Here is a 16,109-nt window from a genome sequence, read left to right as displayed (position 1 = left end):
CGGGAACCAAGAGGAAGACCCAATGGCAACCGAAGTCCTTGTTCCCGTACTGGGCGAATCGATCACCGAAGCCACGCTCGGCGAATGGCTGAAGCAGCCGGGCGACCCGGTGAAGGCCGACGAGCCGATCGCCAGCCTCGAAACCGACAAGGTGTCGGTCGAAGTCCCCTCGCCCGTCGCGGGCGTGATGGGCGCGCACGCCGTCCAGCCGGGCGACACCGTCTCGGTCGGCGCGATGATCGCGACGATCGACGCGGGCGACGGCGCCCCGGCCAAGACCGCCGCCCCCGAAGCCGGCAGCACCGCCGCACCGGCGCCGGCCCCGGCCGCCGCGCAGCAGGAAGCCGGCGGCAACGTCGACGCCGCCGCGCTGTCGCCGTCGGTCCGCCGCGCGATCCTGGAGCATGGCGTCGATCCGGCGACCGTGAAGGGCAGCGGCAAGGACGGTCGCCTGACCAAGGAAGACATCGTCGCTGCCGCGTCGAACAAGCCGGCCGCAGCGCCTGCGTCCGCGCCGACCCAGGCTCCGGCCGCAGCGCCCGCCGCCGCGGGTGGCGAGCGCCGCGAGGAACGCGTCAAGATGACGCGCCTGCGCCAGACCATCGCCCGCCGCCTGAAGGAAGCCCAGGACACCGCCGCGCTGCTCACCACCTTCAACGACGTCGACATGACCGCCGTCATCGAGGCGCGCACCAAGTACAAGGACCTGTTCGAGAAGAAGCACGGCGTCCGCCTGGGCTTCATGGGCTTCTTCGTGAAGGCCGCGTGCATGGCCCTCAAGGACATCCCCTCGGTCAACGCCTACATCGAGGGCGACGAGATCGTCTATCACGACTATGCCGACATCTCGGTCGCGGTTTCCGCGCCGCAGGGCCTGGTCGTGCCGGTGATCCGCTCGGCCGACCAGATGTCGGTGGCGCAGGTCGAGAAGACGATCGGCGACTTCGGCAAGCGCGCCAAGGAAGGCGCGCTCAAGATGGACGAGATGAAGGGCGGTACCTTCACCATCTCCAACGGCGGCGTGTTCGGCTCGCTGATGTCGACCCCGATCATCAACCCGCCGCAGTCGGCGGTGCTGGGTCTCCACCGCATCGAGGAGCGCCCGGTCGTCCGCGACGGAGAGGTCGTGGTGCGCCCGATGATGTATCTGGCGCTCAGCTACGACCACCGCATCATCGACGGCCGCGAGGCGGTGACCTTCCTCGTCGCGCTCAAGAACGCGATCGAGGATCCGACCCGCCTGCTGATCGACCTGTAAGTCCCGTGCAACCGGTCCCCGGCGCAGGCCGGGGTCCAGTTGCGGCCGGTTTGTAACGAAGCGAGACGCGCACCAGATTCCGTCTCGAAACTGGGCTCCGGCCTTCGCCGGAGCACAAGAAAGAGAAGAAAATGGCTGAATACGACTTCGACGTTCTCGTGATCGGTGCCGGCCCCGGCGGCTATGTCGCGGCGATCCGCGCGGCCCAGCTGGGCCTCAAGACCGCCTGCGCCGAATCGCGCGAGACGCTGGGCGGCACCTGCCTCAACGTCGGCTGCATCCCCTCCAAGGCGCTGCTCAACGCGTCGGAGAAGTTCGACGAGGCGATGTCCGGCGTCCTCGCCAAGCATGGCGTGAAGTTCTCAGGGGTCGAGCTCGACCTGTCGGCGATGATGGCCGACAAGGACAAGGCCGTCACCGGCCTCACCGGCGGCATCGAGTTCCTGTTCAAGAAGAACAAGGTCGAGTGGGTGAAAGGCCTCGCCACCTTCCAGGACGCGCACACCGTCCAGGTCGGCGACCGCACCGTCACCGCCAAGAACATCGTCATCGCTACCGGCTCCTCGGTCACTCCGCTGCCGGGCGTGGAGATCGACCAGAAGGTCGTGGTCGATTCGACCGGCGCGCTGACGCTGGAGAAGGTGCCGGAGCATCTCGTCGTCATCGGTGGCGGCGTGATCGGCCTGGAGCTCGGCTCGGTGTGGAAGCGCCTGGGCGCCAAGGTGACCGTGGTCGAATATCTCGACCAGCTGCTGCCCGGCATGGATGGCGAAGTCCGCAAGGAAGCCGCCAAGATCTTCAAGAAGCAGGGCATGGAGCTCAAGCTTTCGACCAAGGTCACCGGCGTGGCGGTCGACGGCGGCCGAGCGACCGTGACGGTCGAGCCGGCGGCCGGTGGCGCTGCCGAAACGCTGGAGGCCGACGCCGTGCTGGTCGCGATCGGCCGTCGCCCGAACACCGAAGGCCTCGGCCTCGACAAGATCGGGCTGCAGCTCAACCAGCGTCACCAGATCGAGACCGACCACGACTTCCGCACCGCCGTCGACGGCGTGTGGGCGATCGGCGACGTGATCCCGGGCCCGATGCTCGCGCACAAGGCCGAGGACGAGGGCGTCGCAGTGGCCGAGAACATCGCGGGCCAGACCGGCATCGTGAACCACGACGTCATCCCCAGCGTCGTCTACACCCACCCGGAGATCGCCGGCGTCGGCCTGACCGAAGAGCAGGCCAAGGAAAAAGGCGAGATCAAGGTCGGCAAGTTCCCGATGATGGCGAACAGCCGCGCGAAGGCGATCGACGACACCGCCGGCTTCGTGAAGGTCATCGCCGACGCCAAGAGCGATCGCGTGCTGGGCGTGTGGATCATCACCTCGGTGGCTGGTACCATGATCGCCCAGGCGGCGCAGGCGATGGAGTTCGGCGCCACCAGCGAGGACATCGCCTACACCTGCCACGCGCACCCGACGCACAGCGAGGCGATCAAGGAAGCGGCGATGGCCGTGCAGGGCAAGCCGATCCACATGTGATCGGCTCCCCAACCGGGATCGAAGACGGCGTCGGTGGCACCCCACCGGCGCCGTTTTTTCGTCGGGCGGCAAGGGTGCAGAACGAAGCATCGCTTGGCTGACGGCCCGGCTATGCCGGTCACGCTTTACAGAGAGGCCGTCATGACCCGGCGAAACTCGTAAGACGGCGCTTCGCGTTCCGCCTTATGACAACTCGGTCGCGGCGTCCGCTCGAATTATGGCCAGCTGCGGCCGGCAGCTACCGCCGCGCCAACGCCGCCCGCGCATCGTCGCAATCGCGTGCGATCTGCGCCTTCAGCGCGTACAGATCGTCGAACCGCCACTCCGGCCGCAGATAGTCGATCAGCTCGACCTCGATGCGCTGTCCGTACAGGTCGCCGGAGAAGTCGAAGAAATAGGGCTCGAGCAGTTCGACCGGCGGCTCGATCATCGGTCGGATGCCGAGGTTGGCGACCCCGTCCAGAACGCGTCCGTCGTCGAGCCGCCCGCGCACCGCATAGATGCCGTAGGAGGGGCGCAGATAGCTGCCGAGCGTCAGGTTGGCGGTCGGATAGCCCAGCTCCCGCCCCAGCTTCGCACCCGGTGCCACGATGCCCTCGACCGCGAACGGCCGGGTCAGCAGCGCCGCCGCCTCGGCCGGCCGCGCCGCCTGGAGCAGCGCGCGGATGCGGCTCGACGACACGGGGCCGCCGGCGTCCTCGACCGGCGCGACCGTGTCCACGGAGAAGCCTTGCGCCGCGCCCAGCGCCGCCAGCACCGCGACTTTGCCGTCGCGCCCCTTGCCGAAGGTGAAGTCGGCACCCGTCACCACCCCGCCGACTCCGGCGAGCTCCCGCAACCGTTGCTCGACGAAGTCCGCCGCCGACAGGCTCGCCAAGTCGGCATCGAAGCGGAACACGAGCATCGCGTCCGCGCCGGCGTCGGCGAACAGCCGCTGGCGCTGGTCGAGGCTGGTCAGGCGGAACGGCGCCGCGTCGGGGCGAAAATATCGGATCGGGTGCGGGTCAAAGGTGGCGACGATCGCCGGCCGCCCTTCGGCGCGCGCACGCGTCACCGCGCGGCGCACCACCGCCTGGTGGCCGAGGTGAAAGCCATCGAAATTGCCGAGCGCGACGACTCCGCCGCGCAAGCTCGCGGGAACCGCCGAGCCGCCGTCCAGCCGCTCCATGCGCCGCGCTATAGGCAAAGCGGACGCGCAGGCAAACCGTGCGTGCGAAACCGCCCCTCCGGCGCGCGTCCTGCGCGGCTCTGCTACCGCACCAGCGTCACGAAGCTGTACGCCGGCCGCCCCCCCTCGGCGGCGAAGTCCTCGCGTGCCGTCTCGCGCCAGCCGTCGAAGCCCGGCACCACCGCGTCGCCCTCCGGCGCGGCATGGACCTCGGTCAGCTCGATCCGCTCGGCCTGCGGAAGGAACAGCGCGAACACCTCCGCGCCGCCGATCACCGCCACCTCGCCGGGTCCCGCCAGTGCCAGCGCCGCTTCGGGATCGTGCGCGACTTCCGCACCGGGTGCCGACCAGCCCGGATCGCGCGTCAGCACGATGTGCCGCCGCCCCGGCAGGGGGCTGGGAAAGCTCTCGAACGTCTTGCGCCCCATCACCATCGGCTTGCCCATCGTGCCCGCCTTGAACCGGCGGAGATCGGCAGGGAGGCGCCAGGGCAGCTGCCCGTCGCGCCCGATCACGCCGTTGTCGGCGCGCGCGAGGTGGAAGACGATCACACCGCCACCGGTGCCTTGATGTGCGGCTGCGCGCGATAGTCGTGCAGCACGAAATCCTCCAGTTCGTAGCCGTCGATGCCGTCCGGCCGCCGCAGGATCTCCAGCCGCGGCAGCTCGGTCGGCGTCCGCGCCAGCTGCTCGCGTGCCTGGTCGAGGTGGTTGAGGTAGAGGTGGCAGTCGCCGCCGGTCCACACGAACTCGCCCACCTCCAGCCCGCACTGGTCGGCGAGCAGATGGGTGAGCAGCGCGTAGCTGGCGATGTTGAACGGCACCCCCAGGAAGATGTCGGCCGAGCGCTGGTAGAGCTGCAGCGACAGGCGACCGTTGGCGACGTGGCACTGGAACAGGCAGTGGCACGGCGCCAGCGCCATCGCCGGCAGGTCGCCGGGATTCCAGGCGGAGACCACCATCCGCCGCGACGCAGGGTTCGCCTTCAGCGTCGCGATCAGCTCGACGATCTGGTCGAGGTGGCGGCCGTCCGGCGTCTCCCAGTCGCGCCACTGCTTGCCGTATACCGGCCCGAGATCGCCGGAAGCGTCAGCCCACTCGTCCCAGATGCGGACGCGCCGCTCCTGCAGCCAGCGCACGTTGGTATCGCCGCGCAGGAACCACAGCAGCTCGACGATGATCGAGCGCAGGTGCAGCTTCTTGGTGGTGAGCACCGGAAAGCCCTGCGCCAGATCGAAGCGCATCTGGTGACCGAACACCGATCGCGTGCCGACCCCGGTACGGTCCATCGTCTCCACGCCCGTGTCGAGCGCGCGCTGCATCAGGTCGAGATATTGCTGCATCGGATGACCTAGCCGCGGACCAACGGGCTGATCCAGCCCATTTCGGAGTAAAGTCTCGCGTCCACTACGGTCTGGCTTCGTCGCAGGGCACCGCGGCGCGGCCCTAGCGTGGCGCGATGGCCGCGCAGCGCCCTTTCCGCAACGATCGCATCCTCTCCGATTGGGAGAATGCCTCGCGGCTGTTCGCGCCCTTGTCGCGCGAGCGCGTGGAGATCGCCGCCTTCGCCTATCTCGCGGCCGACCGGCGGATGCTCGCGCTCCGCTACACCCGCTCCCGCCGCGCCGATCTGGTCGACCTGCCGCTGCGCCGGATCGTCAGCGACGCGCTGGCGTTCGGCGCGTCCGGCCTGGTGATCGGCCACAACCACCCACGCGGATCGAGCGCGCCCAGCCGCGCCGATATCGACGCCACCCGCCTGCTCGCGCGCACGCTGCGCCCGCTCGAGATCGCCGTGCTGGACCATCTCGTCGTCGCGTCCGACGGCATCGCCAGCTTTCGCGTGATGGGGCTGTTGTAGCGGATCAGCCTTGCTGCGCGGCCGCCGCGCGGCTGGACAGGCGGCACGGGCGGATCGCCTTGGGCTCCGGCCGCGGCCCTTCGGCGCGGAAGGCGGCGAGATAGCCGCCGGCAGAGGGCATCGGCCGCATCGCCACCTGGCGGTATCCCACCGCCTCGAACTCGCAGCGCAGCAGCGCGGGCGGCGTGCCGTGGTTCTGCGTCGCGCGGTTCGCGTCAACCACCACCACCAGCCCGTCAGGACGCAGCGAGGGCCGCAGGTGCCACAGGAACGCGTAGGGCTCGGCGATCTCGTGGTACATGTGCACCATCAGCACGCGGTCGAAGCTCGCCGCCGGCAGCCGCGGATCGTCGGCCTTGCCCAGCCGCACGCTCACATTGTCGAGCCGCTCGCGCGCGACGCGCTGCGCCAGGGCGTCGCGCACGTCCGGCACGATGTCCTCGGCCAGCACGCGCCCGTCGGGGCCGACGCGCTGGGTCAGGCGGATCGTGTAATAGCCCTCGCCCGCGCCGATGTCGGCGACGGTCATCCCCTTGGCGATGCCCGCGCCGTCCATCACTTCCTCGGCCTCGTTGAGCCGGTCGCGCGCCTCCTCGGTCGACCAGCGCGCCGAGACGATGGTCGCAACCGGCCGGTCGGCGGCGGGGAAGTCGGCGGGCTTCGCCTCAGGCTTGCGCTCGGGCAGCTTGGGCTCGGTCGCGTCGCAGCCGCCGAGCAGCAGCGCGAGCGCGGTCGCACCGATCACCGCGCGGTAACGCCGATGGAACGAGGATCGCGGCCCGATCAGTCGACGTCCTCCACCTCGACCGACTCGCCCGTCACCCGCTGCGACAGCGCCGCGGCCATGAACGGGGTCAGCGCGCCGTCGAGCACGTCGGAGGGGGCGGTGGAGGTCACGCCGGTGCGCAGGTCCTTCACCAGCTGATACGGCTGGAGCACGTAGGAGCGGATCTGGTGACCCCAGCCGATGTCGGTCTTGGTCGCGTTCTGGGCATTGGCCGCCGCCTCGCGCTCGGCCAGCTCCCGCTCGTAGAGGCGCGCGCGCAGCTGGTTGTACGCCTCCGCCTTGTTCTTGTGCTGCGAACGCTGGTTCTGACACTGCACGACGATCCCCGTCGGCAGGTGGGTGATGCGCACCGCCGAATCGGTCGTGTTGATGTGCTGCCCGCCCGCGCCCGACGCGCGATAGGTGTCGATGCGCAGGTCGCTCTCGTTGATCTCGACCTGGATGTCGTCGTCGATCACCGGATAGACCCACACGCTCGAAAAGCTGGTGTGGCGCCGCGCCGCGCTGTCATAGGGCGAGATGCGCACCAGCCGGTGCACGCCGCTCTCGGTCTTGGCGTAGCCATAGGCGTTCTCGCCCTTGAGCAGCAGCGTCGCCGACTTGATCCCCGCCTGCTCGCCGGCGTGATAGTCGACCAGCTCCACCTTCATGCCGTTGCGCTCGGCCCAGCGCGTGTACATGCGCTGGAGCATGCCGGCCCAGTCCTGGCTCTCGGTGCCGCCGGCGCCCGAGTTGATCTCGACATAGGTGTCGTTGACGTCGGCCTCGCCCGACAGCAGCGCCTTGACCTTGTCCTGCTCGGCGCGTTCCGCCAGCTGGGCCAGGCTCTGCGTACCCTCGTCCGCCATTTCGGCGTCGCCCTCGGCATCGGCCATCTCGATCAGCTCGGCCGTGTCGGCCAGCTCGCGCTCGATCGCCCGGGTCGCGGTGATCGCCTCGTCCAGCCGCCGCCGCTCGCGCATCACTTCCTGCGCCGCCTTGGGGTCGTTCCACAGGCTCTGGTCCTCGACGCGCGCGTTCAGCTCGTCCAGGCGGCGCAGCGCGCGGTCCCAGTCGAGGAAGCGGCGCAGCAGCGCCAGCGCGTCGTTGATCTTGTCGACATGGGCTTGCGCTTCGGCGCGCATCGAACTTCACTCCACCTGGTTCCGGCCGTACCGGAATCTCGGGCCGCGACCGCGGCGCTTCAATAGATCGGTCTAAACACGTGCCGGCCGGGGCCGGGATCCTCGTTCGGGGCCCTAGTAAATGCCCCCCTCCCTTTGCAAGAAATCGCTGTCGCGCGGGGCGGCGGCGGGGGCAGGTGCGGCCTTCTGCACCGGCGCCGCATCCTGCGACCGGCGCGCGCGGCGGCGCGGCTCGCTCTCGGGCTTGAACGCTTCCCAGATCACCGATGCCTTGGGCTCGGTGGTGGGCCAGGCGCCGTAGACCGGCTTGCCGCTGCCGCGGTCGATCCGCACCATCCGCACGCCGGCCGGCGCGGTGAAGGGCAGCTTCTCCATCCCCTCGAACGCCTTTTCCGCGAACGCCTTGAAGATCGGCGCGGCGAGCGTGCCGCCCTGCGCCGAGCCGCCCAGGTTCCGCGGCGTGTCATAGCCGATGTAGAGCCCGCCGATCATCTGCGGCGTGCCGCCGACGAACCACACGTCGGTCGGGCCGTTGTTGGTGCCGGTCTTGCCCATCATCGGCCGGTCGAGCGAGCGCAGCGTCACCGCGGTGCCGCGCTGGACGACGCCCTCGGTGATGTGAACCATCTGATAGGCGGTCATCGCGTCGAGCAGCTGGCGCGAGCGGACTTGCGGCCGCGGCATCGCCTTGCCGTCCCAATCGCGTGCGTTGCAGCGATCGCACGCGCGCCAATCCTGCGGCCAGATCACCTTTCCGTGGCGATCCTGGACGAAGTCGATCACCGACGGGGTGAGCGCGCGACCGTGGTTCACCAGGATCGAATAGGCGTTGACCATCCGCGCCACCGTCGTCTCGCCCGCGCCCAGCGCATAAGAGAGGTAGGGCGGATAGCGGCCCTCGCTCACCCCCAGCCGCTCGATCAGCGCGGTGACGTTCTTCATCCCCGTGGTCGCGGCCGCGCGGATCGTCATCAGGTTGCGCGACTGCTCGATGCCCCAGCGCATCGTGTGCGGCCCGGCGTAGGAGCCGGAGAAGTTGCGGAAGCACTTGGTGCCCAGCCGCCCGCCCTGATCGACGCAATAGGGCGCGTCGGCGATGATCGTCGCCGGGGTCATCCCCTTTTCGAGCGCCGCCGAATAGACGATCGGCTTGATCGTCGATCCCGGCTGGCGCTTGGCCTGGGTAGCACGATTGAACGCCTGCAGCCGCGAATCGAACCCGCCCTGCATCGCCAGTATGCGGCCGGTGCGCGGTTCCTCGACCACCATGCCGCCCGACACCTTGGGAATCGAGCGCAGCGCGACGTGCCCGCCCTCGGGCGCCACCGCGATGATGTCGCCGACCTTGAGCGCCGCGAAGGCGGTGCCGCCGCCGCCGCGCTTGGGCATCTGCGCCGCCGATCGCGGCAGCGTCGCGGTGCTGCCGTCGGCGAAGCCGATCTCGGCCTGGCCGCCGTCGCGCGACACGACGATGCCGGCGCGCCAGTCGCTGTAGTCGAGGCCGATGTTGGTGTTGAGCAGCGCCTGGCGCCAGCGGTCGCCATCGATCTCGACATGGTTGATCGCGCCGGACCAGCCGCGCCCCGAATCATAGCGGATCAACCCGCGGCGCAGCGCCTCCTGCGCGAAGCCCTGCAGGCGCGGGTCGAGCGAGGTGCGCACCCACAGCCCGCCAGCATAGACGCTGTGCGGTCCGTCCTTCTCGTTCTCGCCCAGCCGGCCGAGCAGCTGGCGGCGCACTTCCTCGATGAAATAGCCGCCGACGCGCTCGAACCGTGGCGTCTGCCGCGGGCTGGTGCCGAGCGGCTGCGCCACCGCGCCGTCGTGCTGCGCCTGGTTGATGAAGCCGTTGCGCAGCATCTCCCCCAGCACCCAGTTGCGCCGGGCGATCGCGCGGTCGTGGCCGCGCTCGGGCGTGTAGTTGGACGGCCCCTTGGGCAGGATCGCCAGATACGCCATCTGCGCCAGCGACAGCTGGTCGAGGTCCTTGTCGAAATAGGCGTGGCTCGCCGCCTCGACGCCGAACGCGTTGCGGCCCAGTGCGATCTGGTTGAGGTAGAGTTCGAGGATCTGCTGCTTCGTCAGCGCATCCTCGATGCGATAGGCGAGCAGCGCCTCCTTGGCCTTGCGGACGTAGCTCACCTCGTTGGTGAGCAGCAGGTTCTTGGCCACCTGCTGAGTGATGGTCGAGGCGCCGATCGGGCGGCCGTCGTTGCGCAGGTTGATCAGGATCGCGCTGGCGATGCCCGGATAGTCGACGCCGTGATGCTCGAAGAAGGTGCGGTCTTCGGCGGCCAGGAATGCCTTGACCAGCAGCGGCGGATATTCGGCGTAGGACAGTTCGACGCGGCGCTCGCGCGCATAGCTGTGGATCGGCGTGCCGTCGATCGAGCGCACGTTGGTCGGCAGCGGCGGCTCGTAGCTGCGCAGCGCGTCGACCGAGGGCAGCGTGCGGATCAGGAAGAACCACACCGCCACCATTGCCAGCCCGGCGAGCAGCGCGGCCCAGGCGAGCAGCCGGAACCACCAGCGCCGGCGGATCCGGCGAAAGCGGTCGCGACGACGCTCGCGCGGGGCATCGGGTCGGGCGGTCACGGGATCGGAAGCGGCACTCATCGGCCGCGCGATGTAGCAGGTTTGGCCCGCGGTGCCAGCAGCTTGGCCGCCGGCCCCGGGACGGGTCGCCGCAAGGCGGCGTCAGCGCGAGGCGAGCCGGCGCGCGAAATGCACCTCCACCGCGCGCCGCACGCTCTCCGCGATCGCGCGCCGCCCGGCCTCGGAATTGAGCCGCTTGGCGTCGACCTCGTTGGAGATGTAGCCGGTCTCGAACAGGATCGACGGCATGTCGGGCGCCTTGAGCACCATCAGCGACGCCATGCGGTGATAGTTGGGCTTGAGCGGCACCAGTTCCTTGGCCTCGCGCCCGAGCAGCCGGGCGAAGCCGGCCGAGGCGTTCATCGTCTCGCGCTGGGTGAGGTCGATCAGGATCGACGAGACGTCCGCCGAGGCGTCCGCCAGGTCGACGCCCGCCAGGATGTCCGCCTTGTTCTCGCGTGCCGCCAGCCGCGCCGCCTCGCGGTCGGAGGCGACCTCGGACAGCGTGTAGATCGACGCGCCGGACGCGCCCTGGTTCTCGGCGCTGTCGCAGTGGATCGAGATGAACAGGTCCGCGCCTAGCCGGCGGGCGATGCCGAATCGCTCCTGCAGGATCAGGAATTCGTCGCGGTCGCGGGTCAGCGCCACGCGCACCCGCCCCGACTTGAGCAGCCGCTCGCGAATCGCGCGCGCCAGGTCGAGCGTCAGGTCCTTCTCGCGAACCCCGCCGTCCCACGATGCGAGCGCCCCGGGGTCGTGGCCGCCGTGGCCCGCATCGATCACCACCAGCGGCCGGCCGGCGACGCCGTCGATCCGCGGCAGGCGGGTCGCGCGGCGCGTCGCCGGCACCGCCATGCGGGTGCGCTTGGCGGCGTCGGGCGCGGCGAAGGCGACGCTGCCGGCGCGCCAGTCGGGACCGAGCGCGGCCACGCCGGCTTTCGTGTCGGCAAGCGGAATCGCGGCAGCGAGCCCCGGCGTCACGCCGCCCCCGGCCGACAGCAGCAGCGATGCGAGCGCCACCGCAGCGGCGCGCGGAGCGCAGCGGCGGGCAGGATGCGGGGCGCGCGAACGGGCGCGGGGCCGGAGCCGGCGGGCGATCATAAGCAACTCGTCCGTTTACGTACTGCGGGAATCGGGAACCCCGATATGCGGACAGGGTGGAAGCATCGAGTTAACTACTTCCTAACCGGGGCGGAAAGGCAAGTTCGACGCGACCGACGGGGGCGTGCGCGCGGTGTTGCCGCGTGGCAACGGCAATGCTAGGCAAGGATCACGCCGTTTGTCGTCCGACGACGACCGGCGTTCCCGAAAGCCCGTCCGCCGCATTCGCGCCGACAAACGGGTAAACCAGGTTGACGCTCGCATGAGGCATGTTCCGTCCCGACCCAGCAGCACCGCCCCGAATGGCGGACGCTGGTCGGCGACGTTTGGCCCGGACCACCGGTCCGGCCGTGCCCGTGCGGCAGAGGCATTCATCGACCCATGCAGCACCGCCGCGGATCCGGATCCGCCCGGCGGCCATGCCCAAGGCGCGCCGCACCGGCCCCAGGCCGTCCGCCGCGCCCGGAGACACTTCAATGACCACGCGTATGCTGATCGACGCACGCCACCGGGAGGAAACCCGCGTTGCCGTCGTCAAGGGAAACCGGATCGAGGAGTTCGACTTCGAATCCGCTGAGCGCAAGCAGCTCAAGGGGAATATCTATCTCGCCAAGGTGACGCGCGTCGAGCCGTCGCTCCAGGCGGCGTTCGTCGAATACGGCGGCAACCGCCACGGCTTCCTCGCCTTTTCCGAGATCCACCCCGACTATTACCAGATCCCCAAGGAGGATCGCGAGGCGCTGCTGCGCGAGGAGGCCGAGCACGCCGCCGAGGAAGCCGCCCTGCGCGCCCGCGAGGACGACGAGGACGAAGAAGGCTACGACGACGAGGACGCCATCGCGCTCGACGCGGACGGCGACGTCGAAGTGCTGGAGCACGACGAGGACGAGCACGACGAGGACGCGGGCGAGGATGCCGGCGACGACGACGGTGCGCCCGCGTCGTCCGGCCGCAAGCGCAAGCGCCGCGGCGGTGGTGACGACGCGGCGGTCGACGCGCTGCGCCAGCGCCGCCTGAACCTGCGCCGCCGCTACAAGATCCAGGACGTCATCCACCGCCGCCAGGTGCTGCTGGTCCAGGTCGTCAAGGAAGAGCGCGGCAACAAGGGCGCGGCGCTGACCACCTACCTCAGCCTCGCCGGCCGCTATTGCGTGCTGATGCCCAACACTGCGCACGGCGGCGGCATTTCGCGCAAGATCAGCTCGTCGTCGGACCGCAAGCGGCTGAAGTCGATCATGTCGGAGCTGCAGCTGCCGCCCTCGATGGGCTGCATCGTCCGCACCGCCGGCCTCCAGCGCACCAAGACCGAGATCAAGCGCGACTTCGACTATCTCGCCCGTGTGTGGGACGACATCCGCGAGACGACGCTGCACTCGACCGCCCCGGCGCTGGTCTATGGCGACAGCGACCTGTTGAAGCGCGCGATTCGCGACATCTACAACCGCGACATCGAGGAAGTGATCGTCGAGGGCGAGGACGGCTATCGTCAGGCCAAGGACTTCATGAAGCTGCTGATGCCGAGCCACGCGCGCAAGGTGAAGCAGTATGCCGACGCGGTGCCGCTGTTCCAGCGCGCCGGCGTCGAGGACCAGCTGGCCGCGATGTACAGCCCGGTCGTGCAGCTCAAGTCGGGCGGCTATCTCGTCATCAACCCGACCGAAGCGCTGGTGTCGATCGACATCAACTCGGGCCGCTCGACCCGCGAGCACAACATCGAGCAGACCGCGACCGCGACCAACCTGGAAGCGGCGCAGGAAATCGCCCGCCAGCTGCGCCTGCGCGACATGGCCGGCCTCGTCGTCATCGACTTCATCGACATGGACCACGGGTCCAACGTCCGGAAGGTCGAGAAGGCGATGAAGGAAGCGCTCAAGAACGACCGCGCGCGCATCCAGGTCGGCCGCATCTCCGCCTTCGGCCTCATGGAGATGAGCCGCCAGCGGCTGCGCACCGGCGTGCTCGAGGCGTCGACCCGCACCTGCCCGCATTGCGAAGGCACCGGCCTGGTCCGCACCGCCTCGTCGGCAGGCCTGTCTGCCCTGCGCATGATCGAGGACGAGGCCGCACGCGGCCGCGGTTCGCAGCTGCTGCTGCGGGCCAGCCAGGAAGCCGCCTTCTACGTGCTCAACAAGAAGCGCGCCGACATCGCCGAGATTGAGGACCGCTACGGCGTCGCCGTCGAGGTCGCGGCGGAAGCCGAGCTCGAGGGTGCGCGCATGTCGGTCGAGGCGTCCGGCCCGCCGCCCGCCTATGCGCCCAAGATCGCGCCGCTGATCGAGGAGCCCGAGGACGAGGTCTTCGACGAGATCGACGACGAGGAGCTGGAGGAGGCCGAGGAGGCCGAGGCCCGCGACGAGCAGCCGCAGCGTCGCCGTGACGACGAGGAAGGCGAAGGCCGCAACAAGCGCCGCCGCCGCCGCCGCGGCCGTCGCGGTCGCAATCGCGAGGATGAGGCCGAAGCGGGCGAAGAAGCCGCCGCCGAGTCGTTCGCGGACGAAGCCGAAGAGGCGGACGTCGACGAGGACGCCGAGGTGCTCGAGGAGAGCAGCGCGCCGATCGCCGAAGCGGAAGCCGGCGAAGGCCGTCGCCGCCGCCGTCGCGGTCGTCGCGGTGGCCGTCGCGGCGATGCGCTCGCGCCGGTGACCGAGGCGGAGGCCGCCGAGCAGGCGATCGCGCCGGTCGAAACCAGCGCCCCGGTCGAGGCCGCACCTGCCGAGGTCGAGCCGACGCCCGAAGCGCCGGTCGAGGCACCGGAGGCACAGGCGGAAGAGCCCGCGCCCAAGCCGAAGCGCACCCGCCGCCGTCCGTCGGCGCGCGCCGCCGAAGCGGCGGAAGCGGCGCCTGCGGTCGAGGCTCCCGCGGCCGAAGCCCCGGCAGCGGAGCCGGCGGCCGAGGAAGCGCCCAAGCCCAAGCGCACGCGTCGCCGCAAGGCCGACGCCGCACCGGCCGAAGCGCCCGCCCCGGTCGAGACCAGCGCACCGGTTCCCGAGGAGGAAGCCGCGCCCAAGCCCAAGCGCACCCGTCGCCGCAAGGCGGACGCTGCGCCGGCCGCCGAGGCACCCGCCGAGCCGGCACCGGTCCCGGAACCGGCTGCGCAGCCCGCTGCGGCCGAGCCCGAGGCTGCCGAGAGCGATGCGGCGGAAGGCACGTCCGACGGTGCGGCCCCGCGCCGCGGCTGGTGGCAGCGCACCTTCGGCGCCTGACCGGCAGAAAGCCCCTCCCGCCGCGCGGCGGGAGGGGCTTCACCCGAGGTTCAGCCCCGCGGCACCAGCGTGATGCCCAGCCCGCGTTGAACCTGGCGCCGGCATCGCCGATAAGGACGGCCATGAAGCGCACTCTCGCCGGCCTTGCCGCCGCGCTCCTCCTGTGGGCGCAACCCGCCGCCGCCCAGTCGATCCTGCGCGACGCGGAAACCGAATCGCTGCTCACCGACATGGCGCGGCCGATCGCGGTCGCCGCCGGGCTCGATCCCAAGAATTTCACGGTCGTCCTGCTCAACGACCCCAGCGTCAACGCGTTCGTCGCCGGCGGCCAGACCGTCTATCTCCACTCCGGGCTGATCGACGAGGCCGACGACGTCAACGAAGTGCAGGGCGTCGTCGCGCACGAGGTCGGCCACATCATCGGCGGCCATGTCGCTCTCGCCGGGCGCGGCGCGGGGCCTGCGACGGGCATCTCGATCCTCAGCCTGCTGCTCGGCGTCGCCGCAGTCGCCGCCGGCGCGGGCGAGGCCGGCGCGGGCATCCTCGCCGCCGGCCAGCAGGCCGCGCTCGGCAACTATCTCGCCTTCAGCCGCACGCAGGAGACCACCGCCGACGCGGCGGGCGCACGCTACCTCGGCACCGCCGGCATCAGCGGCAAGGGCATGCTGTCCTTCTTCAAGAAGCTCCAGAACATGGAGTACCGCCTCGCGATCCCGCAGGAGAACAGCTACAACCGCACCCACCCGCTGAGCGGCGAGCGGATCAGCGCGCTCACCGCCGATCTCCAGGCGCAGCCCGGCTGGAACGCGGCGATCGACCCCAAGCTTCAGGAGCGGTTCCTCCGCGTCCAGGCGAAGCTGCGCGGCTACGTCAACGATCCCAAGGCGACGCTGCAGCGCTATCCGGCGAGCGACAACAGCATCCCGGCGCATTACGCGCGCGCCTATGCCTATCACCTCACCGGCTATCCGGAGCAGGCGCAGCAGGAGACCGCCGCGCTGGTGAAGGCGAAGCCGCACGATCCCTATTTCCTGGAGCTCCAGGGCCAGATCCTGCTCGAATCGGGCAAGCCGCAGGAAGCGCTGGCGCCGCTGCGCGAGGCGACGACGCGCACCGGAAACCAGCCGCTGATCGCCGCCACCTTCGGCCATGCGCTGATCGCGACCGAGGACACCAGCCATCTCGCCGAGGCGGAGAAGGTGCTGCGCCAGGCGGTGGCGCGCGATCGCGAGAACCCCTTCGCCTGGACCCAGCTGGCGACGATCTACGAGCGCAAGGGCGACCAGCCGCGCGTCGCGCTGGCGATGGCGGAGCGCGCCAGCCTGATCGGCGAGCCCGGCATGGCGCTGGCGAGCGCCCGCGCCGCGGTCGCCGGCCTCCCCGAGGGCAGCTCCGAACGGCTGCGGGCGCAGGATATCCAGATGATTTCGCAGAACGCGCTCGACGACCGCAAGCGCGACCGCCGCCGCCTGACCGCACGCTAAGGA

General features: G+C 70.2%; 12 protein-coding genes. 5 read left to right on the top strand and 7 right to left on the bottom strand.

Annotated features, from left to right (window positions below; translation table 11 throughout):
* The first annotated feature begins 22 nt into the window (after positions 1–22).
* Together odhB and lpdA are read left to right on the top strand one after the other, a co-directional pair.
* The gene (gene odhB / locus ACBY01_RS02770; RefSeq protein WP_416459239.1) at positions 23–1,258 is read left to right on the top strand and encodes a 2-oxoglutarate dehydrogenase complex dihydrolipoyllysine-residue succinyltransferase; all 1,236 of its coding nucleotides are present in this window, start codon (positions 23–25) and stop codon (positions 1,256–1,258) included.
* Positions 1,259–1,389: 131 nt separating this feature from the next.
* Entirely contained in the window at positions 1,390–2,784 is a 1,395-nt protein-coding gene (gene lpdA, locus ACBY01_RS02765) for a dihydrolipoyl dehydrogenase (protein ID WP_416459238.1), read from the top strand.
* A gap of 238 nt (positions 2,785–3,022) precedes the next feature.
* Here lpdA and ACBY01_RS02760 read toward each other — a convergent pair whose 3' ends face one another.
* The 3 genes from ACBY01_RS02760 to ACBY01_RS02750 all read right to left on the bottom strand — a co-directional run bounded on the left by ACBY01_RS02760 (position 3,023) and on the right by ACBY01_RS02750 (position 5,294).
* Entirely contained in the window at positions 3,023–3,952 is a 930-nt protein-coding gene (locus tag ACBY01_RS02760; RefSeq protein ID WP_416459237.1) for a bifunctional riboflavin kinase/FAD synthetase, read from the bottom strand.
* Positions 3,953–4,035: 83 nt separating this feature from the next.
* Positions 4,036–4,503: a dihydrofolate reductase gene (locus ACBY01_RS02755; RefSeq protein WP_416459236.1), complete on the bottom strand. Its 468-nt coding sequence runs from the start codon at positions 4,501–4,503 to the stop codon at positions 4,036–4,038.
* Positions 4,500–5,294: a thymidylate synthase gene (locus tag ACBY01_RS02750; RefSeq protein WP_416459235.1), complete on the bottom strand. Its 795-nt coding sequence runs from the start codon at positions 5,292–5,294 to the stop codon at positions 4,500–4,502. The genes ACBY01_RS02755 and ACBY01_RS02750 overlap by 4 nt, the downstream gene beginning before the upstream one ends.
* Before the next feature lie 116 nt (positions 5,295–5,410).
* Between ACBY01_RS02750 and ACBY01_RS02745 the strand changes: the two genes are divergently transcribed.
* Positions 5,411–5,812 carry a JAB domain-containing protein gene (locus tag ACBY01_RS02745; RefSeq protein ID WP_416459234.1) on the top strand — a complete coding sequence of 134 codons (402 nt, stop codon included), beginning with the start codon at positions 5,411–5,413 and terminating at the stop codon, positions 5,810–5,812.
* A gap of 4 nt (positions 5,813–5,816) precedes the next feature.
* Here the strand turns inward: ACBY01_RS02745 and ACBY01_RS02740 are convergent, their stop codons facing one another.
* From ACBY01_RS02740 to ACBY01_RS02725, 4 genes are all read right to left on the bottom strand, one after another.
* Entirely contained in the window at positions 5,817–6,557 is a 741-nt protein-coding gene (locus tag ACBY01_RS02740) for a class I SAM-dependent methyltransferase (protein ID WP_416459233.1), read from the bottom strand.
* A gap of 38 nt (positions 6,558–6,595) precedes the next feature.
* Positions 6,596–7,723, bottom strand: coding sequence for a peptide chain release factor 2 (gene prfB / locus ACBY01_RS02735; protein WP_416459232.1), 1,128 nt, complete (start codon positions 7,721–7,723; stop codon positions 6,596–6,598).
* A gap of 114 nt (positions 7,724–7,837) precedes the next feature.
* Complete coding sequence (locus ACBY01_RS02730) at positions 7,838–10,339, bottom strand: penicillin-binding protein 1A (RefSeq protein WP_416459231.1); 2,502 nt, start codon at positions 10,337–10,339, stop codon at positions 7,838–7,840.
* Positions 10,340–10,420: 81 nt separating this feature from the next.
* Positions 10,421–11,419: an N-acetylmuramoyl-L-alanine amidase family protein gene (locus ACBY01_RS02725; protein ID WP_416459230.1), complete on the bottom strand. Its 999-nt coding sequence runs from the start codon at positions 11,417–11,419 to the stop codon at positions 10,421–10,423.
* 476 nt (positions 11,420–11,895) lie between these two features.
* Here ACBY01_RS02725 and ACBY01_RS02720 point away from each other — a divergent pair, with 476 nt between their 5' ends.
* Both ACBY01_RS02720 and ACBY01_RS02715 read left to right on the top strand, forming a co-directional pair.
* The gene (locus ACBY01_RS02720; RefSeq protein WP_416459229.1) at positions 11,896–14,622 is read left to right on the top strand and encodes an Rne/Rng family ribonuclease; all 2,727 of its coding nucleotides are present in this window, start codon (positions 11,896–11,898) and stop codon (positions 14,620–14,622) included.
* 122 nt (positions 14,623–14,744) lie between these two features.
* On the top strand, positions 14,745–16,106 hold the full coding sequence (locus tag ACBY01_RS02715; RefSeq protein WP_416459228.1) for a M48 family metalloprotease: 1,362 nt from the start codon (positions 14,745–14,747) through the stop codon (positions 16,104–16,106).
* Positions 16,107–16,109: the final 3 nt, after the last annotated feature.

It is taken from the genome of Sphingomonas mangrovi, assembly GCF_047975845.1.
Lineage (GTDB): Bacteria > Pseudomonadota > Alphaproteobacteria > Sphingomonadales > Sphingomonadaceae > Sphingomonas.
Note: the sequence above shows the minus strand (reverse complement) of the source record. Positions and strands in the feature narration are given on the sequence as shown.

Excerpts from the sequence above, each read along its gene's own strand:
- ACBY01_RS02730 (WP_416459231.1), bottom strand. The coding sequence starts at position 10,339 with ATGAGTGCCGCTTCCGATCCCGTGACCGCCCGACCCGATGCCCCGCGC.
- prfB (WP_416459232.1), bottom strand. The coding sequence starts at position 7,723 with ATGCGCGCCGAAGCGCAAGCCCATGTCGACAAGATCAACGACGCGCTG.
- lpdA (WP_416459238.1), top strand. The coding sequence starts at position 1,390 with ATGGCTGAATACGACTTCGACGTTCTCGTGATCGGTGCCGGCCCCGGC.
- ACBY01_RS02725 (WP_416459230.1), bottom strand. The coding sequence starts at position 11,419 with ATGATCGCCCGCCGGCTCCGGCCCCGCGCCCGTTCGCGCGCCCCGCAT.
- ACBY01_RS02720 (WP_416459229.1), top strand. The coding sequence starts at position 11,896 with ATGACCACGCGTATGCTGATCGACGCACGCCACCGGGAGGAAACCCGC.
- ACBY01_RS02745 (WP_416459234.1), top strand. The coding sequence starts at position 5,411 with ATGGCCGCGCAGCGCCCTTTCCGCAACGATCGCATCCTCTCCGATTGG.
- odhB (WP_416459239.1), top strand. The coding sequence starts at position 23 with ATGGCAACCGAAGTCCTTGTTCCCGTACTGGGCGAATCGATCACCGAA.
- ACBY01_RS02750 (WP_416459235.1), bottom strand. The coding sequence starts at position 5,294 with ATGCAGCAATATCTCGACCTGATGCAGCGCGCGCTCGACACGGGCGTG.
- ACBY01_RS02715 (WP_416459228.1), top strand. The coding sequence starts at position 14,745 with ATGAAGCGCACTCTCGCCGGCCTTGCCGCCGCGCTCCTCCTGTGGGCG.
- ACBY01_RS02760 (WP_416459237.1), bottom strand. The coding sequence starts at position 3,952 with ATGGAGCGGCTGGACGGCGGCTCGGCGGTTCCCGCGAGCTTGCGCGGC.